Raw genomic sequence first — 25,311 nt, forward strand, 5'->3', positions numbered from 1 at the left:
TCTGTGCGAAATGCCCTTGTAGCTGTGCCTTGCGCTGGGGAACGATTACATCCCGTTCAGTCGATTCGAGACTTCCGTCACACAGCGAGGCAACTTATGCGAGACGTCACATCCACTTCACCGTCACCGATGCTGCGCGTCCACGGCCGGCAAGCCGTCAGCGTTGCGCCCGCCACGTGCGGCTCATCGCGGATCACCGACGACGGCGCCGACGTCTCCCTCAACCGCGCCGGTCGCCGACGGCTGCCTCGCGCGCGACGGGTTGGGGCCACCCGCGTTGCGACCATCGCCGCCGCAAGTACGTTGGCGGTCGCGCTGACCGCCGCGACCGCAACCGAGCCGGTGGCGACCGCGGCCCGAGACCACCGCCTGGCGGCGAACTTGGCGTTTACGCTTACCGCTGCAGCTAGCCCTTTTCAAACTGAAATCGATCAGATTCTCGCGGCCCAGCAAGCTGTTGTCGCCAATAACAGTAACTACCCGTTCGTCACGGAGTTCGATAAGACACTACTGCCGCAATATGCGCGCCTTGTTGCGACGGGTCAACTCTTCAATGCGCTCGGCAAATTCAATCTGGATAATTCGATAACTCAGAATGGGCAGTCGGTGCCCTACACCTGGAATGCGCCCGGCGCCAACCCGATCACCAACATGAACATCTCGAACCCGGACACGCCGTATCTGTTTACCCATCTGGGTAGCGGTACTCAAATCATGACTGTTCGTCCCGGTCCCGGTACCGCCGACTTCAGTATCACTACATCGAAAGGCGACTATCTCGGAAATGGCGATATCATCCCGCATCGCGCCTACAATCTCACCGGCTTTACGCCCAACAGCGACGGTACCTACACCATTGTCCTGAGTCCGACGCCACAGCCTGGCAACTGGGTCGATACTTCCGACGACTACTCGATGCTGCTGCGCAACACCACCGGTGATTGGGGATTGCTACGCGCCACGGTATCCCTGCAGACGCCGGGTCAGCCGGACGTCGTCCTCCCGCCGCGTCTATCGAAAACGCAGATCAGCGCGGTGTTGAATCAGATTTCGACGACCTTTGCGTCCGTCAACAGCAGCCGCTTCCTGCTGGGTCTGCAAACAATACAAAACACGCTGCCGAGCAACACGTTTACGCCGATCACGTTGACCGGCAATGCAGTGGGGGCCTCGAACTCTTTTCAGCTGAGTAGTTTCGGACATTTTGCCCTCGAGCCTGGTCAAGCACTCGTGGTCAAAGTGCCGAACATTGACGCGGGCTATACAGGATTTCAAATAAACGACGCCTGGACGTATGCGCTGCCGTATGCCACCGCCTCCGGCACCCTCAACAACACTCAGACTTACAAAGATCCTGATGGCTTTACCTATTACGTGATCAGCAGCACCGATCCTGGAGTGGCGAACTGGATTGATTCGAGCAACAACCCTGATGGAAATGTCTTCCTGCGGTGGCAGGCTCTGCAGGACGGTACGGCCCCGTCGATCCCAATACAGACGCAGGTCGTAAATGTCGCCGACATCCGTGACGCACTTCCGGCGGACACCCCGGTCGTCACCCCGACGCAACGGAAAGCCGAACTGCGGCAGCGGCTGCTCGAATGGGGTTATTCCCTGCACCAGAACAACAACCTGGGTTGGATCACGAGCAACCTTGAACTCGACCAGATCAAGGCTGCGGTCGGCCAAGACGCGTTCAATCAGATATTCGTCGGTCAAACCGGTGTGCCCTCGGTGCTGGACCGCATGACATCAGCGGCGCTGATGCCCAACGTCAGCGCCGTCGCGCACGCCCTGCTGGCCAATCCGGCCGGAAGCCTGTCGGCGGTGGTTAACAACCTGCCTCTCGTGATCAATGACATCGGCCTGCCGATGGTCTTGGCCGTACTGCGCCTGCAGATGCACGTCGGGCAGACCGTCCAGGCCGTCGTCGACGATCTCAGATCCGGACACCCGGAGAAAGTATTGGGCGACCTGGGTTCGGGTGTGCGGGGTCTGGGCACGCTGGTCGGTCAAACCCTGACCGACCCGGCTACCAGTGTCACCGCCGGCTTTCTCAATGCTCGCGACGATCTAGCGGTTGCGCTGATGCACGCCAACAGTTACACACTCTCACCGAGTGATTTCGGGCGCGCGCTCAAGCAGATCACCGAGTTCGGACGATCGGCATCTCAACTGATGTTGGCAGGAAACAGCTACTTGCTGCCGACGAACACCCCGGCCGCAGCGTCGAGTTCCGCCCCGGCTACGGCAACGAGTTCAGGCCCGGCCGCGGTGAGCACCCCGCCCACGCCGACGAGTCCCACCGCGGCAGCGGTGAGCACCCCGCCCACGCCGACGAGTCCCACCGCGGCAGCGGTGAGCACGCCGCCCGCTGCATCGAGTTCCGAGCCGGCCGGGGTGACCACGTCGCGCGCAGCGTCCAGTTCCGGTCCCGCAGTGGTGACCAAGTCGCCCGCAGCGTCGAGCCCCGTGACGTCACTTGCGGATACCCCGTCGGCAAAGGCCACCTCTTTGACCGCGACCTCGTTGCCGGCGGTGAGCCGGCCCGAATCCACGAAGTCGACGCCGACAGGCAAGGCCGGCAAACCGACGAGCACCGTAACTGATAGCACCGGCACACCGAGCACCGGCGAGGCGGCGGCGCCGCGCACCGATGCATCATCGTCCAAGGCGTCGCCGAGGTTGCCCAAAGTCCGCGGCGGTGGGAGTCGTCCTGGCCAGAATCGGCCCACAACCCAGAACACCACGCCGAACACCGGCGCGTCCGGGACGTCGACAACCCACAGCCAAAGCGAACACGCTGCCGGGGCCGCCAGCCACTCCAGCAGCTAACTCGCGTCGGGACACAGCCGGCGTGACGCGTCCGGGCAGCGGGCCGCTAGCCCGCAGCCCGGACGTGAGGCCGCAACGACCGGCACGTCAGGTCAGGTCAGACTCGCCAATCTGAAGCGCAGTCAGCCCGCGCTCTGGTCCTGATTCCCTGCCTTCAGCAGGTCGTCGCGGGCCCGGGCGACCCGGGAACGGATGGTGCCGACGGGGCAGCCACAGATTTCGGCGGCCTCGGCGTAGGACAGGCCCAGCACCTGGGTCAGCAGGAGCGCTTCCCGGCGGTCTGAGTCCACGCCATCGAGCAGCATGCGGATTTCGACGATGTCCTCGAACCGGGCGGTCGGCTGGTGCATGTCGACGACGGTCTCGGGCTCGATGGCGGCGCTGCTGCGCGGGCGGCATTGCTTGCGCCGGATGTGGTCCACGACGACGCGGCGGGCGATCGACAACAGCCAGGTGCGGGCGGTCGACCGGCCGCGGAACCGGGGCAGCGAACCGAGGGCCCGCAGGTAGGTCTCCTGCGTCAGGTCGTCGGCGTTGCCGGGCTCGTCGAGATAGGCGACGGTGCGCCAGACATCGCGCTGGGTAGCCTTGATGAACTGGTCCAATGCGGCGCGATCGCCCCGACCGGCAGCCAGCGCCAGGCGGGTCACTTCGTCGTCGTCGCCGCGGCTGTTCACGGCCCGACCATATGCGACTGTTGCCGGGAACTCACAGCCGGGCACGTCCGACCAATGTTTTGGGTAGCTCCCGCTTCGCGGGGACAATAGGAGGATGATGACGGCCAGCTCGGTCAGCACAGTGGTTGGCAGCGCGGTCGACGCTGCCGCAACCGCCGACGACAGTGCGGCCGCGCGTCGGGTGCAGCTCGACGTGACCGGCATGTCGTGCGGCGCCTGCGCCGCGCGGGTCGAGCGGACCCTCAACAAGATGCCGGGCGTGCGCGCCACCGTGAACTTCGGCACCCGCGTCGCCACGGTCGACGCACTTCCCGAGATCGCCGACACCGAGCTGTGTGACGCGGTCCGCAAGGCCGGCTGCGATGCCGAACCCCGGTCGGGGGCGGTCATCGGGGAGCGCGATGACGAGGACCTGTCGCAGGCCCGGTACCTGCTGCGCCGGCTGCTGGTGGCTGCGGTGCTGTTCGTCCCGCTCGCCGATCTGTCGGTGATGTTCGCCGTCGTCCCCAGCACCCGGATCACCGGTTGGCAGTGGATATTGACCGCGCTGGCCCTGCCGGTCGTCACCTGGGCGGCCTGGCCGTTCCACCGCGTGGCCCTGCGTAACGCCCGCAACCGGGCCGTCTCCATGGAGACGCTCATCTCGGTCGGCGTGACCGCGGCGACCGTGTGGTCGCTGTACACGATGTTCGTCGGGCACCACGCCACCACGACCACCGGCATCTGGCAGGCGCTGGCCGGCAGCGACGCGATCTACTTCGAGGTCGCGGCGGGCGTCACGGTGTTCGTACTGGCGGGCCGCTACTTCGAGGCCCGCGCCAAGTCCAAGGCGGGCAGCGCGCTGCGGGCGCTCGCCGCGCTGAGCGCCAAGAACGTCACGATCCTGCTGTCCGACGGCGCCGAGATGGTCATCCCTGCAGAGGAACTCGCCGAACAGCAGAAGTTCGTGGTGCGCCCCGGTCAGACGATCGCGGCCGACGGACTCGTGGTCGAAGGCTCGGCCGCGGTCGACACCAGTGTGATGACCGGTGAGGCCAAGCCGGTCCGGGCCACCCCGGGCAGCAGCGTCATCGGCGGCACGATCGTGCTCGATGGTCGCCTGATCGTCGAGGCCGCCGCCGTCGGTGCCGACACGCAGTTCGCCGGCATGGTGCGGCTGGTCGAGGAAGCGCAGGCGCAGAAGGCCGAGTCGCAGCGCCTGGCCGACCGCATCGCCTCGGTGTTCGTGCCGTGTGTCTTCGGCATCGCCGCCCTGACCGCGCTGGGCTGGGCCCTGGCCGGGGCGGGTCCGGACAAGGTGTTCGCCGCCGCGCTGGCGGTCCTGGTCATCGCCTGCCCGTGCGCGCTGGGCCTGGCCACGCCGACGGCGATGATGGTGGCGTCCGGACGCGGCGCCCAACTCGGCATCTTCCTCAAGGGACACCGGTCGCTGGAGGCGATCCGGGCCGTCGACACCGTCGTCTTCGACAAGACCGGCACCCTGACCACCGGGCACCTGGCCGTCACCGCGGTCACCGCTGCCGACGGCTGGCAGTCCGATGAGGTGTTGGCCCTCGCCGCGGCGGTGGAGTCGGCTTCCGAGCATGCGGTCGCGGTGGCCATCACCACGGCCGCGCCGGAACACGAGGCGGTCACCGATTTTCAGGCCATTCCCGGCCGCGGCGTCGTCGGCACCGTGGGGGAGCGCGAGGTGCGGATCGGTAAGCCGTCCTGGGCGGCCGGTCGTGCCGCGGTGCCGTTGGCCCTCGCCGAAGCGCGCCGCAGCGCCGAATCCCGTGGGGAGACGGTGGTTTTCGTGGCCGTCGACGACCAGCTGTGCGGTGCCGTTGCGGTCGCTGACGCGGTCCGTGATTCGGCTGCCGGTGCCATCGCCGCGCTGCACGAACGCGGCCTGAAGACCATCCTGCTGACCGGCGACAACCCCGCGGCCGCTGCCGCGGTAGGTGCTGCGGTCGGCATCGACGACGCCATCGCCGACGTGCTCCCGGACGGCAAGGTCGACGTCATCCAGCAGCTGCGCGACCGCGGCCGCATGGTCGCGATGGTGGGTGACGGCATCAACGACGGCCCGGCGCTGGCCTGCTCGGATCTGGGTCTGGCGATCGGCCGCGGCACGGACGTGGCGATCGGTGCCGCGGACATCATCCTGGTCCGCGACAGCCTGGATTCGGTGCCGCAGGCCCTGGACCTGGCCAAGGCGACCATGCGCACGATCCAGATGAACCTGGTGTGGGCCTTCGGCTACAACATCGCCGCCATCCCGGTGGCGGCCGCCGGCCTGCTCAACCCGCTGATCGCGGGCGGAGCGATGGCCTTCTCATCATTCTTCGTGGTGTCGAACAGCTTGCGGCTGCGCAACTTCGGCCGCTGAGCCGAGGGAACTACTGCTGGCCGCGCTGGCGGGCCAGCTCTCGCAGCATCGCGTTGTACGCATCGAGGTCGTCGTCGCCGTCGCCGTAGTCAGCGTCGGCGTGCCGATCCGCGCGGGAGGCGGCGCGGCGATCCTGCCGCGCCCACTGCGCCACCAGCGCGATGACAACGAGAATCACCGGCAGCTCGCTCGAGCCCCAGGCGATGGCGCCGCCGAGGTGCTGATCGGCGCCGATGCTGGACAGCCACGGCAGGCCGACGAAGCGGTAGAACGAACCGCCGATGGTGGCGGTCATGGTCATGGTCGCGATGCCGAAGAACGCGTGAAAAGGCATGACCGCGAACAACAATCCGAGCCGGCCCAGGAACGGCAGGCGCTTGGGTCCCGGGTCGATGCCGATGATGCCCCAGTAGAAGAGGTAGCCGACCAGCAGGAAGTGCACGCTCATCAACTCGTGGCCCCAGTGGTAGCGGACCAGGGTGCTGAAGATCGGGGTGAAGTACACCGCGTACAGCGACGCGACGAACAGCACGAACGCCACGATTGGATTCGACAGGGCGGCCGTCACTTTCGAGTGCACGAGCCACAGGATCCATTCGCGCGGCCCGGGCGGGGCACCTTCGCCGGCGGCGGGCAGGGCGCGCAGGGCCAGGGTCACCGGGCCGCCGAGCACTAGGAGCACCGGGACGAACATGTTGAGGGTCATGTGCTCGCCCATATGCACGCTGAACATCGCGGACCCGTATGCCCGCACACCCGAGCTGCTGGTGAAAAGCAGTACCGCACAGCCGATCAGCCACGCGATCAACCGGCCGACCGGCCACTCGTCGCCGCGGCGCCGCAGCTTCACATACCCGTACGCATAGGCGCCCGCGAGCACGATCGCACCGATGCCGATGAACGTGTCGAACCGCCAGACCGTGAGCAGCCGAACGACATTCGGCGGGTCGGGCAGCTCGTAGCCGAGGAAGACGTCCCAGGTCGTGTACTTGTGGTGCAGCAGGCGCGGCGCCGTCTGCACTGCCATGGCGGCCACTGCGGCGAGCGCCGTGATCGCGGGCAGGCAACTGGCCAGCCGGGACGGCTTGTCGCGGCGCAGTGCCGCGGCGTCGGTGATCCAGGACGCGGCCAGCGCGATCGCGGCGACGATCGCCCACCGCCCGTAGCCGCTGCCCGTCAGCCCGGTGGGGCCGAGCTGTTCGGCCAGCAGCAGCACGCCGTAGATCAGGGCCGCGGTTCCGCAGGCGACCTGGATGATCAGCACGCGCCGGTAGAGGTCGGTGGCCGGCGGGCTGATGACTGCGGCGATCTTGGTGCCGGCCAGCACCGCCAGCGCCACCGCGAACACGATCACCGCGCTGGTTGTGTAGTCGTGGTCAGGACCTTCGCTCGCGTTGCCGGTGACCGGCAGCGCCAGCACGCCGATCACGCTGGGCAGCAGCAGCACGACCATGGCGATCCAGCGCAAGCTGAACCGCAGGGTCAGTGCGACCAGCGCGGCGCACAGGGTGGCGGCGATCCAGCCGCGGGACATCTCGGATGCGCCGATGGCCTCGCCCAGCCGGCCGCTTTCCACCAGCCGAAGAGCCGGCGCCCCCGCATCTGTGGCCGCCTGCACCACCACCATTAGCGCCGAGGCGACCAGCCAGACCAGCGAAACCCGTTCCAGCACAAGGTGGACACGGAAGGCCGGTGGGTCGATGACGCCCTTGGCGTCGGGTCGTGCGGTGGTGACGACGTAGGCCAGGCCGCCGAGACAGATCGCGCCGGCGAAGAGGGCGGTGAAGTACCCGACCGGCTCGGCCACCGAGGTGAGCGTTCCGGGGAAGCTGTCGCCCGTCGCGACGAAGCGCTGGTCACCCGAGATGAGCGCGTAGGTGACCAGGGCGGCCACCGCGGCCAGATAACCCAACATCGGCAGTGCGAACCTGCCGGCCTGGCGCGGCGTCGGCGCCTCGTCCGAGCCCATCGAAATACCGGCCTTCCACCTGAAGAACTGATCAGGCCCAGTCTACGACCAGGTGTCGTAGAAATTTTCCGGGCGCAGGAACTCTTGGCGCTGCGGGCCGACCAATACCAGTTGTGAGTCATACCCAGCTGCCCGAATCGGACGCCCCCGCCGCGACCGATCCATCGGCGTGGAAGCGCTTTCGCCCGGCATTGTTGCGGCTGCACTTCTACGCCGGCTTGTTCGTCGCGCCGTTCATCCTCATCGCGGCCGTCACCGGGCTGCTGTACGCGGTGATCCCGCAGATCGACAGTGCGGTGTATCGGCACGAACTCACCGTCGACCACGTCGGTGAGCACCGATTGCCGCTGGCCGAACAACTCGTCTCGGTCCGCCGCGCGCACCCCGAAGGCACCGTCACCAGCATCCGGCCGCCCGCCGCGCCGGACGAGACGACGCAGGTGACGCTCGCGGTGGACGACGTCCCGGCCGACTACGCGCGCACCGTGTTCGTCGATCCGTACACGGGCGCGGTCCGCGGCGCGCTGACCACCTACGGCCAGTGGTTGCCGGTCCGGGCCTGGTTCGACGAATTGCACCGCAACCTGCACCTCGGGGCGTTCGGGCGGAACTACAGCGAGCTGGCGGCCAGCTGGTCGTGGGTGATCGCCGGCGTCGGGCTGCTGCTGTGGATCGGGCACAACAGGGGAGAGCCGCGTCGGTTGGTGGTCCCGGATGTACGGGCGTCCGGGCGGCGCCGACTGCTGTCTTGGCACGGCACGCTCGGGGTCTGGATCCTCGCGGCGGTGGCGCTGCTGGCGGTGTCGGGCATGACGTGGTCCCGGTTCGCCGGCGAGAACGTCGCGGCGCTGCGGACACAGCTGAGCTGGACCAGCCCGTCGGTGGACACCGCACTGCCGGGGCAGACCGCCGGGGCGACCCTCGACGAGGCCACCGCACTGCGCGGAGCCGACACGACGCTGCAGGTGGCGCACGATGCGCACCTGCGGACCCCGATGTGGATGTATCCGCCGACGACGACGGGCCAGGGCTGGCAGGTCGCCGAGCGCAAGCGGGACTGGCCGACGCAGTACGACGCCATCGTCGTCGACCCGGCCACGAGCAAGGTGACCTCGCGGCTGGACTTCGCCGAGTGGCCGCTGATGGCCAAAATGACCGACTGGGTCATCGACCTGCACATGGGCGTCCTGTTCGGCCTCGTCAACCAGATCGCGCTCATCGCGGTCGCCGTCGCGCTGATCGTCGCGATCCTGCTCGGGTACCGCATGTGGTGGCGCCGGCGACCTACCCGCGGTGCCGGGTTCGCCCTGCCCACCGGCCAGCGGCGCGGCGCGCTGTCGGCACTGCGTCCGTACGAGGCGGTGCTGTTGGTGGTGGTGCTCGGGGGCGTCGGCTACTTCGCCCCGCTGTTCGGCCTCACCCTGGCCCTGTTCGTCGCGGTCGATGTGGCTCTCGGTTGGCGTCAGCGTCAGCAGGTGACCAAGTGATCGCGGACATCTGGCTGCGGCTGCTCGTCGGCGGCCTGTTCCTGCTGAGCGCCGCCCAATGCATCTACGCCCTGGTCACGGCGCGCGCGAACCGAACTTGGGTCGACCAGATCAGCCGCCTGCTGCATCTGCTGATGGACGTGGCGATGCTGGTCATGGCGTGGCCGGCGGGCATGGGTGTGCCGAACCGGCCGCCGATGGTGTTCTTCCTGCTGGCCGCGGGCTGGTTCGCGGTCGTCCTGGTGACGCGCGCCGGCCACCGGGTCGCCGACGGCTATCACGCGGTGATGATGCTGGCGATGGCGTGGATGTACGCGGTGATGGACGGCCGGCTGCTGCCCGGTCAGTGCGCGGGGACAGCCGCCGACGCGCCGCAGCCGGCGTCCTCAATGCCGTCCATGCCGGGCATGGACATGTCCGGGCCGGCGTCGCATTCCGGTGCGATGGGCGGCTGCGGGCACCCGGCGCAGTGGGTCACCGGCGTGAACTGGCTGGTCACTGTGCTGTTCGGGATCGCCGCGGTGTGGTGGGCCATCCGCTACTTCGCGGTGCGCCAGGAGCACCCGGACGCCCCGGCCCGCCTGTGGTTCGCCGTGGCCTGTCAGGCGATGGCGGCGGCCGGTATGGCGATCATGTTCGCCGTGATGGTCTAGCTGGGTCAGGCCGCGTTGCCGTCGGTGGGCCACAGGTGGCCCCGGCGGCGGCCGCGGGAGGCATTGCCCGGCAGCGTGATGTCTTCGAGCGTGGGTGCCGCGTCGCGGTCCGGCCGGGGCGGCTCGAGGGTGTGGCGGCGCCAGACCAGCACGGTCAGCACCACACCGGCCAGCGCCGGCAGATGGCTCAGCATGCGTACCGCACCTACCGCGCCGGTCAGTCCGTCGACGACGACGTATCCGGTGAGTACCAGCGTGAACACCCCACCGACCACGGCCAGGCCCAGGGCCGCGGCGGGCCGGGCGGCGGCCACCAGCATGGCGACGCCGAGCGCGACGGACCAGGCCGTCGACTCGTTGACCACGTGGCCGCCCATCGCATGCCCGACGTGTACCCCGATGCTGACGCCTGCCGCCTGGAGCACGGCCAGCACGATCTGGATGGACCCCACCGTCGCCAGGCTGATGCGCAGCCAGTCGATGCCGGCGGGGCTGTCGGGAAGGGCGGGTTGAGAGACCGTGTCGGCCACTGCGGTGATCCGGGTGCGGTCCGAGGCGATCAGTCCGCGCAGCAGCTGCATCTGGCTGTTCATCTCGTCCTGCCACTGCCGGCACTCGGGGCAGGACGTCAGGTGCTCGTCGACGCGGCGCGCGGGGACGGGTTCGTGCTCGCCGTCCATGCGCGCGGACAGCGCCTCCCGAGCAATCTCGCACTCCACATCGTCAATAGTCGCGCACCGGGCCCGGTTTTCTCCCGGTGGTCCCAAATCCGTCTTTCGGGGCCGTATTGGCGGGTAAATACCCGCTGGTCGGCGCCGGTACCATAGACACGTGAACTGGACCGTCGACGTACCCATCGACCAGCTGCCCGAGCTGCCCCCGCTGCCAGAGGACCTGCGCGCCCGTCTTACCGACGCCCTGTCCCGTCCGGCGGCGCAGCAGCCCAGTTGGCCCGCGGACCAGGCCGCTGCGATGCGCAAGGTGCTCGAAAGCGTGCCGCCCATCACGGTGCCGTCCGAGATCGAGAAGCTCAAGCTCCAGCTGGCCGACGTGGCGCAGGGCAAGGCGTTCCTGCTGCAGGGTGGCGACTGCGCCGAGACCTTCGTCGACAACACCGAGCCGCACATCCGGGCCAACATCCGGACCCTGCTGCAGATGGCCGTCGTGCTGACCTACGGCGCCAGCATGCCGGTGGTCAAGGTGGCCCGCATCGCCGGGCAGTACGCCAAGCCGCGCTCGTCGGACATCGACTCGCTGGGCCTGACGTCCTACCGCGGTGACATGGTCAACGGTTTCGACCCGGACCAGGCCGTTCGCGTGCACGACGCGTCGCGCCTGGTGCGGGCCTACGCCAACGCGAGCGCCGCGATGAACCTGGTGCGGGCGCTGACCTCGTCGGGTCTGGCGTCGCTGCAGCAGGTGCACGAATGGAACCGCGAGTTCGTCCGCACGTCGCCGGCGGGTGCCCGGTACGAGGCGCTGGCGGGCGAGATCGACCGTGGCCTGAACTTCATGACGGCCTGCGGCGTCAACGACCGCAACCTGCAGACCGCTGAGATCTACGCCAGCCACGAGGCCCTGGTGCTCGACTACGAGCGCGCGATGCTCCGGCTGTCCACCGAGTTCCCGCTCGAGGCCCCCGAGCCCCGCCTGTACGACCTGTCGGCGCACTACGTCTGGATCGGCGAGCGCACCCGTCAGCTCGACCATGCGCACATCGCGTTCGTGGAGACCATCGCCAACCCCATCGGCATCAAGATCGGCCCGACGACGACGCCGGAAATGGCCGTCGAGTACGTGGAACGTCTTGACCCGCACAACATCCCGGGCCGGCTCACGCTGGTCAGCCGGATGGGTAACGGCAAGGTGCGCGACGTGCTGCCGGGCATCATCCAGAAGGTGGAGGCCTCCGGTCACCAGGTGATCTGGCAGTGCGACCCCATGCACGGCAACACCCACGAGAGCTCGACGGGTTACAAGACCCGGCACTTCGACCGCATCGTCGATGAGGTGCAGGGCTTCTTCGAGGTGCACCGCGCACTGGGCACCCACCCGGGCGGCATCCACGTCGAGATCACCGGCGAGAACGTCACCGAATGTCTTGGTGGGGCGCAGGATATCTCCGACGACGACCTGGCCGGCCGCTACGAGACGGCGTGCGACCCGCGCCTGAACACGCAGCAGAGCCTGGAGTTGGCGTTCCTGGTCGCGGAGATGCTCCGCGACTAGACCACCCCGCCGAGTGGCCACCTGTCGCACGATTTCGTGAGAAATCCGTGCGGTAGGTGGCCTTTCGGCGTTTCAGAACAACCCGTTGAGATTGGTGCCGAGCGTCCAGGCGCCCGCGGCGGTGAGCGCCGTCAGGGTCAGGATCGCGATGAGCCAGAACAGCACGGCGCGCCGCGACCGCTGCCTGGCCCAGGCGAAATCGTCGAGGGCGATCCCGGCGAATTGCTTTGCCACCACGGGTGATTCGAGCAGCGCGGGGTCCATCGCCGGATCCATCGTGAACTGCAGGGTGTGCTGGGGCGCCGGTTTCGGTGCCGCTGCCCGACCCGTCGCGACCGTGGTGCGCTCCGCGCGGCCGCGCTGGGCGGCAGCCGCGGTGTGCTGCGCGGAGTTCTGCGGCGCGGGCACCTGAAATTCGGGCAGGCCCAGATCGGTGACGATGGCAGCCAGCTCGGCGGCCATGTCGCCGGCGTCGAGGTAGCGGTCGTCGGGTGTGCGGGCCGTCGCGCAGGCCACCAGGTCGTCGAATTGCTTTGGCACACCGGCGATTGCCGCGCTCGGCGGCGGCACGTCCTGGTCCAGCCGCTGATACGCGACGCTCAGCGGGGTGTCGCCGGTGAACGGTGTGGTGCCCGTCAGCAGTTCGTACGCCAGGATGCCGACGGAGTAGACGTCGCTGCGCGGGTCGGCGTCGCCGGTGCTGACCTGTTCGGGGGAGAGGTACGCCGCGGTGCCGAGGATGACGCTCGTCGACGTGATCTTCGCCTCAGCGACGGCCCGCACCAGCCCGAAATCGGCGATCTTGACCTCGCCGGTGTCGGAGATCAGGACGTTCTCGGGCTTGATGTCACGGTGCACCAGGCCTGCTTGGTGGGCCACCGCCAGGCCGTCGAGCATCGGGGCGAGTACGGCCGCGACCGCGTGCGGCGGCATGGGGCCGCGCTCGCGCAGCAACTCCCGCAGCGTGCCGCCCTCGACCAGTTCCATCACCAGGAACGGGTGACGGCCGTCGAATCCCTGGTCGTAAACCGCAACCAGCCCAGTGCTTTTCAGGCCGGCGGCTGCGCGGGCCTCGCGCTGGAACCGGGTCAGGAACTGCTCGTCGCCGGAATACCGCGAATCCATCACCTTCAGCGCCACCAGGCGGTCGAGCCGGGTGTCGAGGCCGCGGTACACCGTCGACATGCCGCCGCTGGCGATCGGGGCATCGACCCGGTAGCGCCCGTCCAGTACCGCACCGATCAGTGGGTCCAGTTGGTGGGATGGCTGCACCCGGCAATGGTACGGCTCTAGAATCTCCTGCGTGAGCAGCATTCCGGCCGCCGAGGACGTTATCGATCCCGATGAAGCGGTCTACGATCTTCCCGCAGTGTCAGCAATGCTGGGTATTCCGGTGACCAAGGTGCACCAGCAGCTGCGGGACGGTCACTTGATCGGGGTGCGCCGCAACGGTGCCATCGTGGTGCCGAAGATCTTCTTCGACGCCAAGGGTCATGTCGTCAAGCAGTTGCCGGGCCTGCTGGTGCTGTTGCGCGACGGTGGCTACGACGACACCCACATCGTGCGGTGGTTGTTCACCGCCGACGAATCGCTCACGCTGACCCGCGACGGCAGCACCGACCGCATCGCCAACGCGCGTCCGGTCGACGCGCTGCATTCGCACCAGGCCAGGGAAGTGCTGCGCCGCGCCCAGGCCATGGGTTACTGACGGCACCGCCGTCTATGGGTTACCGAGTAGCCCAGCCAGCACCGGCGCCATGATCCGCACGATGTCCTCGTCGGAGGCGGCGGCCAGGTCGGGGAACTGCAGCAGGTAGCGCTGGCTTGCGATGCCCATCAGTGCCGCGCTCAGCAGGGCCGCCCGCAACCGCGCGTCGGGTCCTTCGATGTCTGCCGCGACTGACGTGACGACCTGATCGGTCACCTTGGCCCGCAGCAACTCCAGCGCGTCCGGGCTGGTCATCGCGGTGCGGAGCAGCACCGCCATGGGGCCGTCGGGGTCCGCGGCCCAGGCGGTCAGCAGGCCCTGCAGGAAGTTCTGTGCGGTCTCGGCGGGGTCGGCCGTCGTCATCTCCCCGACGGGAATCGTCCACTGCACCGCCTCGTGGAACAGCTCCTGCTTGCTGCCGAAGTGCTTGATCACCGACGCCTTATCGACGCCGGACAATTCGGCGATGCCCCGGATGGTGGCTTTCTCGTAGCCGGCCTCGGCGAACACCTTTCGCGCGGCCAGCAGGATCCGCTGCCGCGTGCGTTGGCCCTTGCGCTCTGGGGTCGGTGCAGTCACGGTCACATCCTCTCAGGGAACAAAAGTAAACATGCGGTGCGTTATTCTGGCGGACATTCGACGAGGAGGAAATGTGATGGATTGGGACGGCGCTTACCGCAACGAGGACGCGCCCGCATGGAACATCGGCGAGCCGCAACCTGAGTACGCCGCACTGATCGACCAGGACGGAGTCGTTCAGGGCGAGGTGCTCGACGCCGGCTGCGGCTACGCCGAACTTGCCCTGGCCCTCGCGGCGCGGGGGCACACTGTGCACGGGATCGACCTGACGCCGACGGCCATCGCCGCGGCCACCACTGCCGCGGCCGAACGGGGTTTGCGCACAGCCACTTTCGAGCAGGCGGACATCAGCGCGTTCACCGGGCACGATGGGCGATTCGGCACCATCTTCGACAGCGGCCTGCTGCACGCCCTGCCGGCGGAACTGCGGGACGGCTACCTGCAGTCCGCCTACCGAGCGGCGGCACCCGGCGCCGCGTTCTACATCCTGGCCTTCGGTACCGGAGCGTTCCCCGACCACGATGGCCCGGGACCCACCCAGTTCACGGCAGACGAACTGCGCCAGATCGTCTCGAAGCACTGGCAGGTGGACAGCATCCGGCCGGCGCAGCTGCAAGCCGGCGCCGGTGCTGAACAGATGCGGCTGCCCGGACACCTCGTCGTCGCCAGGAAGGCGTGATCATGTCGTTCACCCCGGCCGAGCGGGACTTCCTGGGCGCCCAGCCCATCGGGCGTCTCAGCACCATCGGGCCTGGCGGACAGCCGCAGATCCGGCCGGTGGGGGTGCACCTGGGTCCGGACGGGACCGTCGACATCGTCGGCCACGCCCTCGCCGCAACGCAGAAGTGGCGCAACGTCATCGCCAATCCGAAGGTGGCGTTCATCGTCGACGAGGTCACCTCGGTGGTGCCGCCGCGGGCGCAGGGGATCGAGGTCAGGGGCACCGCGCGGGCGCTGCCCGGCGAGGGGAGCACCGACGGCGGGCTCAGCGGAGACATGATCCGGCTGACGCCCACTCGGATCGTCAGCTGGGGCATCGACGGCGAGGGCACGCGGGCCAGGAAGGCCTAGCGCGCGGGCTCGGTCTCGACGGCCGGCTCCGGTGCATGTGACAGCGAATACCACGCTGCCACAGCACAACCCGTGGCCAGGATGACGTGTAGCCAGGAGTACATGCCGTGCGATCCGTCGGGTTTGAAGATCACCATGATCCAGGTCGAGAACCCGGCGATCAGCGCGATCGCCGACCGGCTCTGCGCCAGTGCCGAGACGATCGCGAGTGGCCAGGTGTAGTACCAGGGCAGCGCGGCGGGCACGAACAGCACGACGACGGCCATCACCAGCGCGATGCCGATCAGCGCTTCCCGGTCGGTGTGGCGGAATCGCCACCACAGCAACGGGAGTGAGATCGCGATGATCGCGATGCCGATGATCCGGGTGACGTCCAGTACCGCGTAGAAACTGACGGTGGTGAACAGCCCGCCGATGGCGTGGATCAGGTTGGCTATGGCGGTCGGGATGGTCAGCCAGTTGACGATCTTGACCGAGCCCGCCAACGCCGTCAGCCAGCCGAGCCCGACGCCCGCCGCGACCGTCACCACGGCGAACACCACGGTGAAGATCGCCCCGGACGCGGCGGTGGCCGCGAGCCAGGTGCGCACCGCGCCCCACGGGTGTCGTTCGCGCAACTGGCGCATCCAGACCCACACCATGAACGGAAGTGCCAGTCCCGCGGTGGCTTTCACCGCCACCGCGAGGGCGATCAGGCTGACGCCGGCGATTGGATGGCGTTCGAAGGTGAGCGCGATGGCGGCCATCATCAGCCCCACCATCAGCATCTCGTTGTGGACGCCGCCCATCAGATGGATGATGACCAACGGGTTGAGCACGCAAATCCACAGGGCGGCAGCGCTGTTGGCGCCGACGTGCCGGGCCACCCGGGGTGCGGCCCAGATCAACATGATCAGACCGGGCAGCATGCACAGCCGCAGCAGCATGGTGCCCTGCACGACATGGTCGCCGACGATCATGGTGACGAACTTGGCGACCAGGATGAAAGCCGGTCCATAGGGCGCGGTGGTGGTGGTCCAGATGGGACTCACGTTGTCCAACAACGAGTTCGGGTTGTCCACCGGCCCGACAAGATAGGGGTCGAGGCCGTCGCGCAGCAGCGCGCCCTGCGCCAGGTACGAGTACGTGTCGCGGCTGAACACCGGGACGCTCAGCAGCAGCGGTGCCAGCCAGAAGCCGGTCGTCGCGATCATCGTGTAGTCGGTCGCGGTCCGGTCCACCACGCGCCGGCCCAGCGCCAGCCAGGCGATCAGCATCAGTGCGACGCCGGTCCACAGCAGGATCGACGACACCACCAGCCCATGGCCGAACCGGAACCACGACAGGTGCATCGACTCCAGCAGCGGATCGTGCTGCCGGGTGCTCCCGGCGCCCAAGCCGCCCAGCGCGATCAGGATGGCGCCGGTGAAGCCGAGCAGCGCGGGGCGGCCCTCGTCGGATCGCCCGAACGCGATCAGCCGGGCCAGCGCCCCGGGCGCGGTAGTCGAGGTGGTCATGGTCGGTGCCCTACGCGGACCGGTTCGACGCGCGCCGGGCGAGCTCGGTGAGCCCGGTCTTGGCGCCCTCGTCGATGGGGGCCGCGGCCAGCGCGTCCAGTCCACGTTCGGTCAGCAATGAGATGCGCTGCTCCACGGCGGCCAGTGCACCCACGGACTCGATGACGCCGCAGAGCTCGCTGACCTGACCGTCCGTCAAGTCGGTGCCGATCGCGCTGCGCAGCAGGGCCGCCGCAGTCGGGTCGGAGCTTTCGGCCAGTTCCACGGCCTCGGCCAGCAGCACGGTGCGCTTGCCCGAGCGCAGATCGTCACCCGACGGCTTGCCGGTGACGGCCGGATCGCCGAACACTCCGAGCACGTCGTCGCGCAGCTGGAACGCAATGCCCAGATCGGTGCCGACGCCGTGGAAAATCTTCTGCACGTCGGGCCGGTCGGCGGCTGCGGCGGCGCCCAGTTGCAGCGGCCGGGTGACGGTGTACGACGCGGTTTTGTACAGGTTCACGTTCATGGCCGAGGCGACGGTGTCGGCGCCGCTGGATTCGGCGACGATGTCGAGGTACTGCCCGCCGAGGACCTCGGTGCGGATGTGTGCCCACACCTCGTTGACCCGCCGGCGCGCGTCGGCCGACAGGTCGGCGTTCGAGACCACATCGTCTGCCCAGGACAGTGCGAGGTCACCGAGCAGGATGGCTGCGGACAGCCCGAACTGCTCGGACGAGCCACGCCAGCCCTGCTGACGGTGCCGCTCGGCGAACAGCCGGTGCACCGTCGGCAGGCCGCGCCGGGTCGCCGAACAGTCGATGACGTCGTCGTGGACCAGGGCGCAGGCCTGCAACAGCTCCAATGCGGAGAACAGGCGCAACACCGCCGGGTCGGCCGGGTGGCCGGGATCGGGCGCGACTGCGCGCCAGCCCCAGTAGGCGAACGCCGGGCGGACCCGTTTGCCGCCGCGCAGCACGAACTCTTCGAGTGCTCCGGTGACCTCGGCGTAGGCGTCGCCGATGTAGGCGCTGTCCCGCCGGCGTTCGGCGAGATAGTCGCGCAGTTGATCTGTGATGGCATTCGCCAGCTCGCCAGCCGACGGACCTGCGGCATCGACGCTCAGCGCGCGTCCCCTCTCCTGACCCCGGAATTGTGCATCCAGATTAGAGGGTGCCGGGTCACCGGTCGGACACAGTGACAAAGTCACTCATCGGACACTGCGTCGAGCTTGGGGGAGCGGTCGCGGCTCCAGTAGGCGAGGCCGCCGATGATGCCCGCGATCGCGAAGGCCAGGACGGCCATCCAGATCGCGGCCGTGGTGAACGAACGCGCGCTCGGGTCGGTGTAGCGGGCCTGGGCCTTCATGGTGCTCACGACGCCGGGTTTGAGCTTCCACTGGACGATGTCGCTGGCCACCCGCTCGCCGTTGGTCGACGTGACGTCGCCGGGGAACGCCACCGACAACGTGACATCGGAATCCGGGTCGGTCACCGTGGTCAGGTCGACGCGGCCTTCGAGGATCACCAGGTCACCGGCCCGGCGCAGCGAGATGTCGGCGCCGGCCGAGTCCCGGCTCAGATTGGCCAGCTGGGGCACCTCGGAGAAGCTCAGGTCCGAGAACACGGCCTCGGAGCCGACGTAGTCGTCCTTGCGGTAGTCCGAGACCGCGACCTTCTGCGCGAACGGCAGGTTGTTGGTCAGCTGCGGGCCCCTGTCGTCCGCGTCCTTGGCCTTCGCGGAGGCGACGATCTGGCCGGACACCCGGTCGTCGGGCGAGACGGTGAGCGAGGTGTGGACGCGCACGCAGCCGACCGCCAGGGGGAGCAACATCAGAAACAGCAGCAAGGCACGCAGGTGGCGGCGGCGGTTCACGCCGTTATCGTGCCAGATCGGGGCAGGGTCAGCGGCACACCGGACGGATCACAGTGGCAGGGCTCGGCCCAAAATGGCGAACGGCCGTGGATCACCGGGGAAGAAGTAGCTGCGCATGACGTCGTGGAATCCCAGCCGGCGGTACAGCCGCCAGGCCCGGTTGCCTTCGCCGAGGATTTCCGGGGTGGACAGCAGGACATGGGATTCCGCGCAGCCGGCGAGCAGTCGACGGGTCAGTGCCTCGCCGAGTCCCAGGCCCTGGGCCCGCGGGTGGATGTGCAGTTCGGTGAGTTCGAAGTACCCGTTCAGTAATTGGTCGATGCGTTCGCTGGGCGTGCCGACCTGGCGCAGGCCGGCGGCGACCTGTTGGTACCACCACTGATCGGGAGCGCCGCGATACCCGTAGGCGACGCCGAGCATGGGGGCGGATCGAAGTGCCGCGTCTGGGGTCTCGTCCGGGCTGGGGACGTCGAACGCGGCGACGCCGGTCCAGCCGTCGCGTCGGGTGTGGTCCAGCCACATCGACGCGCGCTGACGTTCGGTGCCCCGCGGGTAGCGCATGGCGTCGACGTAGACGGACAGCGCGTCATCGAGTCGGTGCTGCATGTCAGCCGGCGACAGATCGGTCAGGAGCGTCGCCACGGTGTGAGCCTTTCGGTGCAGCAGGGAGGTCTTGGGGGGTGGGCGGGAACGTTGAAGGAGGTGGTCTGGAACGTCGAAGTCGGGTTGCGCAGCAGGCGCTGTCGCCCGGCCGACGTCCCAGTCTTACAATTCGGGAGTCTGAAGTATGTGGTACGTGTCTGTGTGACCTCGTATCATGACTGTTAGGGATCCGTGACCACGGGTGCAGACGTCAGGAGCCGCTGCGGGCAGCGGTGTGAGTTGGGAGGCGCGGATGCCACTCTCCGATCATGAGCAGCGCATGCTCGACCAGATCGAGAGTGCGTTGTACGCCGAGGACCCGAAGTTCGCTTCGAGCGTCCGGGGCGGCACGCTGCAAGCGCCGTCGGCACGGCGGCGGCTGCAAGGCGCGGGGCTGTTTGTCCTCGGTCTGGCGTTGCTGGTGCTGGGTGTGGCGTTTCGGATCCTGTGGATCGACCAACTCCCCATCCTGAGCGTCATCGGCTTCGTGGTGATGTTTGCCGGTGCGGTGTTCGCGGTGACCGGTCCCCGGAAGCTCTCCAAGGAGAAGTCGGCGCCGTCTGCCGGCAAGTCCAAGCGCGCTCGCGCTGGTAACTCGTTCACCAACCGCATGGAAGACCGGTTCCGTCGCAGGTTCGACGAGTAAACGCCCACGCGTGACACAGGGGTAGCCGATTCGGCTGCCCCTGTTTTGTTTTTCGCCGGTCCAGTGACGGTGTGGTGCGACACGCCGGGCCGGTAGCGAAATTTGCCGGAGGCGGCGTCCGCGCCGTTTTTTCAGGGCTTGCGCTCCGCGGCCCCCCACAACGCCCCACCGCACTCCCGCATGCCCTTCCAGCTGGGATTTTGGTGCACAGCCAGGCCGTTTGATGCCGTCCTCCACCCCTGAGTTTCCGTGGTTGCTGCGCCGAGTGGGGCAGATAAGGCCATTTTTAGACTTGGAATGGAGTGAAGTGGGGGATTGTGGGGTAATGTGGCGGACATCGGAGAGACCGGACTCCGGAGTGGCGGGAGGTGCCTGGTGTTTTTGGGTACCTACACGCCGAAGCTCGATGACAAGGGGCGACTGACGTTGCCCGCCAAGTTCCGCGATGCACTGGCAGGAGGGTTGATGGTCGCCAAAAGTCCAGATCACAGCCTCGCCGTGTATCCGAGGGTTGAGTTCGAAGCCGAGATTGCCCGCCGCGTGGCGAGCACTCCTCGAAACGATCCCGCCGCTCGTGCCGACCTGCGCGTTTTCGCCGCGGGCGCCGACGAGCAGCACCCCGACGCTCAGGGCCGTGTCACCCTGTCCGCTGATCACCGTCGCTACGCGAGCCTGACCAAGGAATGCGTCGTGATCGGTGCGGTGGACTACCTCGAAATCTGGGATGCCGCGGCCTGGCAGACCTACCAAGACACTCACGAAGAGAACTTCTCCGCGGCAAGCGATGAAGCGCTCGGCAGCACCCTTTGACCTGCAGGCCCGTGCAGCGTGGCCTCTGTCCGAACCGGCCCTGGCGTACTTCCCCAACGTCAGGTCCGCGAACTCGGACAGAGACCTCGCTGCGGGGGCCGCACAAATCCACCAGCTGAAGCCTTTTGGGGGTGTTGCGTTGACCGATCGTCGGCCGCACATTCCGGTGCTGCTGGACCGCTGCGTCGAGCTGCTGGCCCCGGCACTCACCCGGCGCAGCGCCGACGGCGCCGGCGCCGTCATGATCGACGCGACGCTGGGCGCCGGTGGCCACTCCGAAGGCTTCCTGACTCGCTTTCCCGGTCTGACGCTGATCGGTCTGGACCGGGACCAGACCGCGCTGCGGCTGGCGTCCGAGCGCCTCGCGCCGTTCGGTGACCGGGTGCACCTGGTGCACACCGCGTATGACGGCATCGACGACGCACTGACCCAATCCGGTTACCGCCCAGGTGAATTGGACGGCATCCTGTTCGACCTCGGAGTGTCTTCGATGCAGCTCGACCAGGCCGAGCGTGGCTTCGCCTACGCGAAGGACGCGCCGCTGGACATGCGGATGGACCAGACGTCTGGCCTGACGGCGGCAGACATCTTGAATACCTATGACGCCCGGACGCTCACCCGAGTGCTGCGCGAGTACGGCGAGGAGAAGTTCGCGTCCCGCATCGCCGGCGCGATCGTCCGCGAGCGGGCCCGCCGCCCCTTCACCACGACGACCCAGCTCGTCGAGCTGCTGTACGCGGCGATCCCGGCCCCGGCCCGTCGCACCGGTGGGCATCCGGCCAAGCGGACGTTCCAGGCGCTGCGCACCGAGGTCAACGGGGAGCTGGACTGCCTGCGCGCGGCGATACCCGCCGCGCTGGACGCGCTGCGGCCCGGCGGCCGGATCGCCGTCGAGGCCTATCAGTCGCTGGAAGACCGAATTGTCAAGGGGTACTTCACCGATGCCACCGCATCGCGTACCCCGGAGGGCCTGCCGATGGAGCTGCCCGGCTACGAGCCGCTCTTCACCTCGTTGACCCGGGGTGCCGAGCGGGCCGACGACCACGAACTCGAATTGAATCCGCGTAGCGCGTCGGTTCGCCTGCGTGCATTGGAAAAAGTTGTCACAAGGGGAGGTCTGTGATGGCAAAGCGGCCAGCGCCGGTACGCGGCGGCAACGCTCGACGGGGGACCCGGTCCGGCGAGGCAGAGCCGCGCCGGCGCACAGCGGTACGGCAGGACCCCGTGGACAAGCGGGATGCCAAGCGTGACAGCAAGTCCGGTAGCAAGGGCGAAGCCCGCGTCAAGCGCGGCAAGCGCGACGTCCGGCCGCAGCGGTCCAAGCCCACCGGTGCCGGTCCGCAGACCACGCCGTTCGCACGGCCGACCGCGGCGCCGTCACGCCCCAAGAGCGCGTCGCAGGCCAAGGCGCGGGCCAAGGCGCGTAAGGCCAAGGCACCCAAGGTTGTTCGCACCCCGCTGCGGGAGCGGATGCTCATGCGTATCGCCGAGATGGACCTCGACCCGCGGCACGTGATCGCGCGGGTGCCGTTCGTCGTGCTGATCATCGGGGCGCTGGGCATGGGCCTTGGCGTCACGCTGTGGCTGTCGACCTCCGCTGCCGAACGGTCCTATGAGTTGGGCCGCGCCAAGGAGATCAATCAGGCGCTGCAGCAACAGAAAGAGGCGCTCGAGCGTGACGTGCTGGTGGCGCAGGCCGCACCGGCGCTCGCCGATGCGGCCCGCAACCTCGGCATGATCCCGTCCCGCGACACCGCGCACCTGGTGCAGGACCCGACCGGCAACTGGCTGCTGGTCGGCAGTCCCAAACCGGCGCAGGGCGTTCCGCCGCCACCGCTGAACACACCGCTGCCCGAGGTGGCCCCGCCCGCCCCGGCAGCCCCACGTCCGGCCGCGGCTCCCGCCCCGGCGCCGGCACCTGCCGCGGCTCCCGCCCCGGCGCCGGCACCTGCCGCGGCTCCGGTCCCGGTCCCGGGTGCAGTTCCGGTCCCCGGCGCGGTTCCGGCCCCGGCCGCCGCTCCGGCGCCACTCGTGATTGACCCGCGCGAGCAGGTCGTCCATGCGCCGGCGCCCGTGGCACCGGCGCTCCCGGTCCCGGCTCCCGCCCTCGCGGCGCCCGTCCCGGCGGCACCGGCCCTCCCGGTGCCCGGACTGGGCACGCTGCCCGGCCCGGCGCTGCAGCCGGAGAGCGTGCTCCCGGCTCAGGCCGCGCAGGTTCCGGCGCCGCTGCCGGTCCAGGTCCCGGCACAGATTCCGGCCCCGGTGCCGGCCCCGCTTCCGGTGCCGTCGGCCCCCGGCGCCCCCGCATGAGCGGCAAGAGCCCGCGCAGGACCGGCACGCAGCGGACGGCCGCACCGCGCAAGCGGCAGCCCACCGCCAAACCGCGTACCGCGCAACCGCATTCGGCGCACGAACGGCGCACCCGCGAGGCCGTCGTGTCCGAGGGCCGCACGGGCTCGTTCGGGTTCCGGCACAAGACCGGCAACATCGTCATCGCGCTGGTGCTGCTGGCTTCGGCAGTGCAGCTGTTCTTCCTCCAGGGCCCGCGGGCTGCCGGTCTGCGCGCCGAGGCGGCCAGCCAGCTCAAGGTCACCGACGTGGAGAAGGCGGTGCGGGGCAGCATCGTCGACCGCAACAGCGCCAAGCTGGCCTTCACCATCGAAGCCCGCGCGCTGACCTTCCAGCCGAACCGGATTCGCCAGCAGCTCACCGAGGCGAAGGCCAAGACCCCGGCGGCACCAGACCCGGACAAGCGACTCAACGAGATCGCCGTCGGCGTCGCCGGTCTGCTGAACAACAAGCCCGACGCCGCGACCCTGGCCAAGAAGATCACCGGCCGGGACTCGTTCGTCTACCTGGCCCGCGCGGTCGATCCCGCCATCTCCGACGCCATCACCAAGAAGTACCCCGAGGTCGGCGCGGAGCGTCAGGACATCCGGCAGTACCCCGGTGGCTCGCTGGCCGCGAACATCGTCGGCGACATCGGCTGGGACGGCCACGGCCTGCTCGGCCTCGAAGATTCCTTCGACGCAAAGCTTTCCGGCACCGACGGCTCGGTCACCTACGACCGCGGCTCGGACGGTGTGGTGATCCCCGGCAGCTACCGGGACCGGCATGACGCCATCAACGGCGCCACCGTGCAGCTCACCCTCGACAACGACATCCAGTACTACGTCCAGCAGCAGGTGCAGCAGGCCAAGGACATGTCCGGCGCACGCGACGTGTCCGCGGTGGTCCTGGATTCGAAGACCGGCGAGATTCTGGCCATGACGAACGACAACACGTTCGATCCGGCGCAGGAACTGAACCGGCAGGACGACAAGCAGATGGGCAATCTCCCCGCGACGTCACCGTTCGAGCCGGGTTCGGTCAACAAGATCGTCACCGCGGCGTCGGTCATCGAGTTCGGCCTGTCGAATCCCGATGAGGTGCTGCAGGTTCCGGGCAGTTACAACATGGGCGGCGTCACCATCCGCGACGCCTGGGGCCACGGCGTCGACCCGTACACCACCACCGGTGTCTTCGGGAAGTCCTCGAACATCGGCACCCTGATGCTGGCCCAGCGGGTCGGCCCGGAGCGCTTCGCGGACATGCTCACGAAGTTCGGCCTCGGCCAGCGCACGGGCTCGGGTCTGCCGGGTGAGAGCGCGGGCCTGGTTCCGCCGATCGATCAGTGGTCGGGCAGCTCGTTCGCGAACCTGCCCATCGGACAGGGCCTTTCGATGACCCTGCTGCAGATGACCGGCATGTACCAGGCCATCGCCAACGACGGTCTTCGCATCCCGCCGCGCATCGTCAAGTCGGTCGTCTCGGCCGACGGCACCCACCAGGATCAGCCGGCACCCGAGAGCGTCCAGGTCGTGTCCCCGCAGACCGCGGCGACGCTCCGCAACATGTTCCGCGCGACCCTCCAGCGTGACCCGCGTGGCACCCAGCAGGGCACCGGCTGGCCGGGCGCCGTCGAGGGGTACCAGATGGCCGGCAAGACCGGTACCGCGCAGCAGATCAACCCGGCGTGCGGCTGCTACTACGACGACGATCACTACTGGATCACCTTCGCCGGCATGGCGCCGGCGGACGATCCGCGCTACGTCGTCGGCATCATGGCCAACAACCCGCTGCGTAATGCCGACGGCACGCCCGGACACTCGATGGCACAGCTGTTCCACAACATCGCGGCGTGGCTGATGCAGCGGGAGAACGTGCCGCTGTCGCCGGACCCTGGTCCGCCGCTGGTCCTGCAGGCCACCTGACGGGCCGGTTGCCCGTCACCGGCCCGGTACT

The 25,311-nt window shown here is 68.5% G+C and carries 22 protein-coding genes; 13 read left to right on the forward strand and 9 right to left on the reverse strand.

What is annotated here, in order from left to right; translation table 11 throughout:
- The first annotated feature begins 96 nt into the window (after positions 1-96).
- Positions 97-2,835, forward strand: coding sequence for a hypothetical protein (locus TL10_RS20735; RefSeq protein ID WP_131630779.1), 2,739 nt, complete (start codon positions 97-99; stop codon positions 2,833-2,835).
- Between the two features lie 122 nt (positions 2,836-2,957).
- On the opposite strand, the gene sigC is transcribed toward TL10_RS20735, so the two are convergent.
- Positions 2,958-3,512, reverse strand: coding sequence for an RNA polymerase sigma factor SigC (gene sigC / locus TL10_RS20740; protein WP_043403239.1), 555 nt, complete (start codon positions 3,510-3,512; stop codon positions 2,958-2,960).
- Positions 3,513-3,606: 94 nt separating this feature from the next.
- Between sigC and TL10_RS20745 the strand changes: the two genes are divergently transcribed.
- Positions 3,607-5,883: a heavy metal translocating P-type ATPase gene (locus tag TL10_RS20745; protein ID WP_082068028.1), complete on the forward strand. Its 2,277-nt coding sequence runs from the start codon at positions 3,607-3,609 to the stop codon at positions 5,881-5,883.
- A 10-nt stretch (positions 5,884-5,893) separates the two neighbouring features.
- Here the strand turns inward: TL10_RS20745 and TL10_RS20750 are convergent, their stop codons facing one another.
- On the reverse strand, positions 5,894-7,852 hold the full coding sequence (locus TL10_RS20750; RefSeq protein ID WP_043403236.1) for a cytochrome c oxidase assembly protein: 1,959 nt from the start codon (positions 7,850-7,852) through the stop codon (positions 5,894-5,896).
- 113 nt (positions 7,853-7,965) lie between these two features.
- Here TL10_RS20750 and TL10_RS20755 point away from each other — a divergent pair, with 113 nt between their 5' ends.
- Both TL10_RS20755 and TL10_RS20760 read left to right on the forward strand, forming a co-directional pair.
- The gene (locus TL10_RS20755; RefSeq protein WP_043987116.1) at positions 7,966-9,339 is read left to right on the forward strand and encodes a PepSY-associated TM helix domain-containing protein; all 1,374 of its coding nucleotides are present in this window, start codon (positions 7,966-7,968) and stop codon (positions 9,337-9,339) included.
- Positions 9,336-9,992, forward strand: coding sequence for a DUF5134 domain-containing protein (locus TL10_RS20760; RefSeq protein ID WP_043987117.1), 657 nt, complete (start codon positions 9,336-9,338; stop codon positions 9,990-9,992). Before TL10_RS20755 ends, TL10_RS20760 begins: the two co-directional genes overlap by 4 nt.
- Before the next feature lie 5 nt (positions 9,993-9,997).
- Here the strand turns inward: TL10_RS20760 and TL10_RS20765 are convergent, their stop codons facing one another.
- Positions 9,998-10,711, reverse strand: a complete 714-nt coding sequence (locus TL10_RS20765; RefSeq protein ID WP_043987118.1) for a zf-HC2 domain-containing protein — start codon at positions 10,709-10,711, stop codon at positions 9,998-10,000.
- 112 nt (positions 10,712-10,823) lie between these two features.
- On the opposite strand from TL10_RS20765, the gene TL10_RS20770 reads away from it, so the two are divergent.
- Positions 10,824-12,221 carry a class II 3-deoxy-7-phosphoheptulonate synthase gene (locus TL10_RS20770; RefSeq protein ID WP_043403225.1) on the forward strand — a complete coding sequence of 466 codons (1,398 nt, stop codon included), beginning with the start codon at positions 10,824-10,826 and terminating at the stop codon, positions 12,219-12,221.
- A gap of 72 nt (positions 12,222-12,293) precedes the next feature.
- On the opposite strand, the gene TL10_RS20775 is transcribed toward TL10_RS20770, so the two are convergent.
- Positions 12,294-13,535: a protein kinase domain-containing protein gene (locus TL10_RS20775; RefSeq protein WP_043987119.1), complete on the reverse strand. Its 1,242-nt coding sequence runs from the start codon at positions 13,533-13,535 to the stop codon at positions 12,294-12,296.
- Here TL10_RS20775 and TL10_RS20780 point away from each other — a divergent pair.
- Positions 13,525-13,929 (forward strand): Rv2175c family DNA-binding protein, encoded by a 405-nt coding sequence (locus tag TL10_RS20780; RefSeq protein WP_043403214.1) that lies wholly within the window; start codon positions 13,525-13,527, stop codon positions 13,927-13,929. The two genes, TL10_RS20775 and TL10_RS20780, sit on opposite strands and share 11 nt — an antisense overlap.
- Positions 13,930-13,941: 12 nt before the next feature.
- Here TL10_RS20780 and TL10_RS20785 read toward each other — a convergent pair whose 3' ends face one another.
- Positions 13,942-14,508: a TetR/AcrR family transcriptional regulator gene (locus TL10_RS20785; RefSeq protein WP_043987153.1), complete on the reverse strand. Its 567-nt coding sequence runs from the start codon at positions 14,506-14,508 to the stop codon at positions 13,942-13,944.
- A 76-nt stretch (positions 14,509-14,584) separates the two neighbouring features.
- Between TL10_RS20785 and TL10_RS20790 the strand changes: the two genes are divergently transcribed.
- Both TL10_RS20790 and TL10_RS20795 read left to right on the forward strand, forming a co-directional pair.
- A complete protein-coding gene (locus TL10_RS20790) occupies positions 14,585-15,187 on the forward strand; it encodes a methyltransferase domain-containing protein (protein ID WP_043987120.1) in 603 nt (200 codons plus the stop codon).
- A gap of 2 nt (positions 15,188-15,189) precedes the next feature.
- On the forward strand, positions 15,190-15,579 hold the full coding sequence (locus TL10_RS20795) for a PPOX class F420-dependent oxidoreductase (protein WP_043987155.1): 390 nt from the start codon (positions 15,190-15,192) through the stop codon (positions 15,577-15,579).
- On the opposite strand, the gene TL10_RS20800 is transcribed toward TL10_RS20795, so the two are convergent.
- The 4 genes from TL10_RS20800 to TL10_RS20815 form a co-directional block, all read right to left on the reverse strand.
- A complete protein-coding gene (locus TL10_RS20800; protein ID WP_043987124.1) occupies positions 15,576-17,075 on the reverse strand; it encodes an alpha-(1->6)-mannopyranosyltransferase A in 1,500 nt (499 codons plus the stop codon). The two genes, TL10_RS20795 and TL10_RS20800, sit on opposite strands and share 4 nt — an antisense overlap.
- Positions 17,076-17,085: 10 nt before the next feature.
- Entirely contained in the window at positions 17,086-18,144 is a 1,059-nt protein-coding gene (gene idsA2 / locus TL10_RS20805; RefSeq protein WP_043403309.1) for a bifunctional (2E,6E)-farnesyl/geranyl diphosphate synthase, read from the reverse strand.
- Positions 18,145-18,260: 116 nt separating this feature from the next.
- Positions 18,261-18,887, reverse strand: a complete 627-nt coding sequence (locus TL10_RS20810; protein WP_071287036.1) for an LppM family (lipo)protein — start codon at positions 18,885-18,887, stop codon at positions 18,261-18,263.
- A gap of 90 nt (positions 18,888-18,977) precedes the next feature.
- Entirely contained in the window at positions 18,978-19,571 is a 594-nt protein-coding gene (locus tag TL10_RS20815) for a GNAT family N-acetyltransferase (protein ID WP_043403205.1), read from the reverse strand.
- Between the two features lie 253 nt (positions 19,572-19,824).
- Between TL10_RS20815 and TL10_RS20820 the strand changes: the two genes are divergently transcribed.
- From TL10_RS20820 to TL10_RS20840, 5 genes are all read left to right on the forward strand, one after another.
- The gene (locus TL10_RS20820; protein WP_043403202.1) at positions 19,825-20,217 is read left to right on the forward strand and encodes an SCO2097 family morphological protein; all 393 of its coding nucleotides are present in this window, start codon (positions 19,825-19,827) and stop codon (positions 20,215-20,217) included.
- A gap of 375 nt (positions 20,218-20,592) precedes the next feature.
- On the forward strand, positions 20,593-21,027 hold the full coding sequence (gene mraZ / locus TL10_RS20825; RefSeq protein ID WP_043403199.1) for a division/cell wall cluster transcriptional repressor MraZ: 435 nt from the start codon (positions 20,593-20,595) through the stop codon (positions 21,025-21,027).
- Positions 21,002-22,150: a 16S rRNA (cytosine(1402)-N(4))-methyltransferase RsmH gene (rsmH, locus tag TL10_RS20830; RefSeq protein WP_192830272.1), complete on the forward strand. Its 1,149-nt coding sequence runs from the start codon at positions 21,002-21,004 to the stop codon at positions 22,148-22,150. The genes mraZ and rsmH overlap by 26 nt, the downstream gene beginning before the upstream one ends.
- Complete coding sequence (gene ftsL, locus TL10_RS20835; RefSeq protein ID WP_110789163.1) at positions 22,150-23,337, forward strand: cell division protein FtsL; 1,188 nt, start codon at positions 22,150-22,152, stop codon at positions 23,335-23,337. The genes rsmH and ftsL overlap by 1 nt, the downstream gene beginning before the upstream one ends.
- The gene (locus TL10_RS20840; RefSeq protein ID WP_043987127.1) at positions 23,334-25,280 is read left to right on the forward strand and encodes a peptidoglycan D,D-transpeptidase FtsI family protein; all 1,947 of its coding nucleotides are present in this window, start codon (positions 23,334-23,336) and stop codon (positions 25,278-25,280) included. Before ftsL ends, TL10_RS20840 begins: the two co-directional genes overlap by 4 nt.
- The last annotated feature ends 31 nt before the right edge of the window (positions 25,281-25,311 follow it).

The organism is Mycolicibacterium llatzerense, assembly GCF_000878195.1.
Taxonomy (GTDB): Bacteria; Actinomycetota; Actinomycetes; order Mycobacteriales; family Mycobacteriaceae; genus Mycobacterium; species Mycobacterium llatzerense.

Excerpts from the sequence above, each read along its gene's own strand:
- TL10_RS20735 (WP_131630779.1), top strand. The coding sequence starts at position 97 with ATGCGAGACGTCACATCCACTTCACCGTCACCGATGCTGCGCGTCCAC.
- TL10_RS20745 (WP_082068028.1), top strand. The coding sequence starts at position 3,607 with ATGATGACGGCCAGCTCGGTCAGCACAGTGGTTGGCAGCGCGGTCGAC.
- TL10_RS20750 (WP_043403236.1), bottom strand. The coding sequence starts at position 7,852 with ATGGGCTCGGACGAGGCGCCGACGCCGCGCCAGGCCGGCAGGTTCGCA.
- TL10_RS20775 (WP_043987119.1), bottom strand. The coding sequence starts at position 13,535 with ATGCTGCTCACGCAGGAGATTCTAGAGCCGTACCATTGCCGGGTGCAG.
- TL10_RS20790 (WP_043987120.1), top strand. The coding sequence starts at position 14,585 with ATGGATTGGGACGGCGCTTACCGCAACGAGGACGCGCCCGCATGGAAC.
- TL10_RS20795 (WP_043987155.1), top strand. The coding sequence starts at position 15,190 with ATGTCGTTCACCCCGGCCGAGCGGGACTTCCTGGGCGCCCAGCCCATC.
- TL10_RS20800 (WP_043987124.1), bottom strand. The coding sequence starts at position 17,075 with ATGACCACCTCGACTACCGCGCCCGGGGCGCTGGCCCGGCTGATCGCG.
- TL10_RS20810 (WP_071287036.1), bottom strand. The coding sequence starts at position 18,887 with ATGTTGCTCCCCCTGGCGGTCGGCTGCGTGCGCGTCCACACCTCGCTC.
- TL10_RS20820 (WP_043403202.1), top strand. The coding sequence starts at position 19,825 with ATGCCACTCTCCGATCATGAGCAGCGCATGCTCGACCAGATCGAGAGT.
- rsmH (WP_192830272.1), top strand. The coding sequence starts at position 21,002 with ATGAAGCGCTCGGCAGCACCCTTTGACCTGCAGGCCCGTGCAGCGTGG.
- ftsL (WP_110789163.1), top strand. The coding sequence starts at position 22,150 with ATGGCAAAGCGGCCAGCGCCGGTACGCGGCGGCAACGCTCGACGGGGG.
- TL10_RS20840 (WP_043987127.1), top strand. The coding sequence starts at position 23,334 with ATGAGCGGCAAGAGCCCGCGCAGGACCGGCACGCAGCGGACGGCCGCA.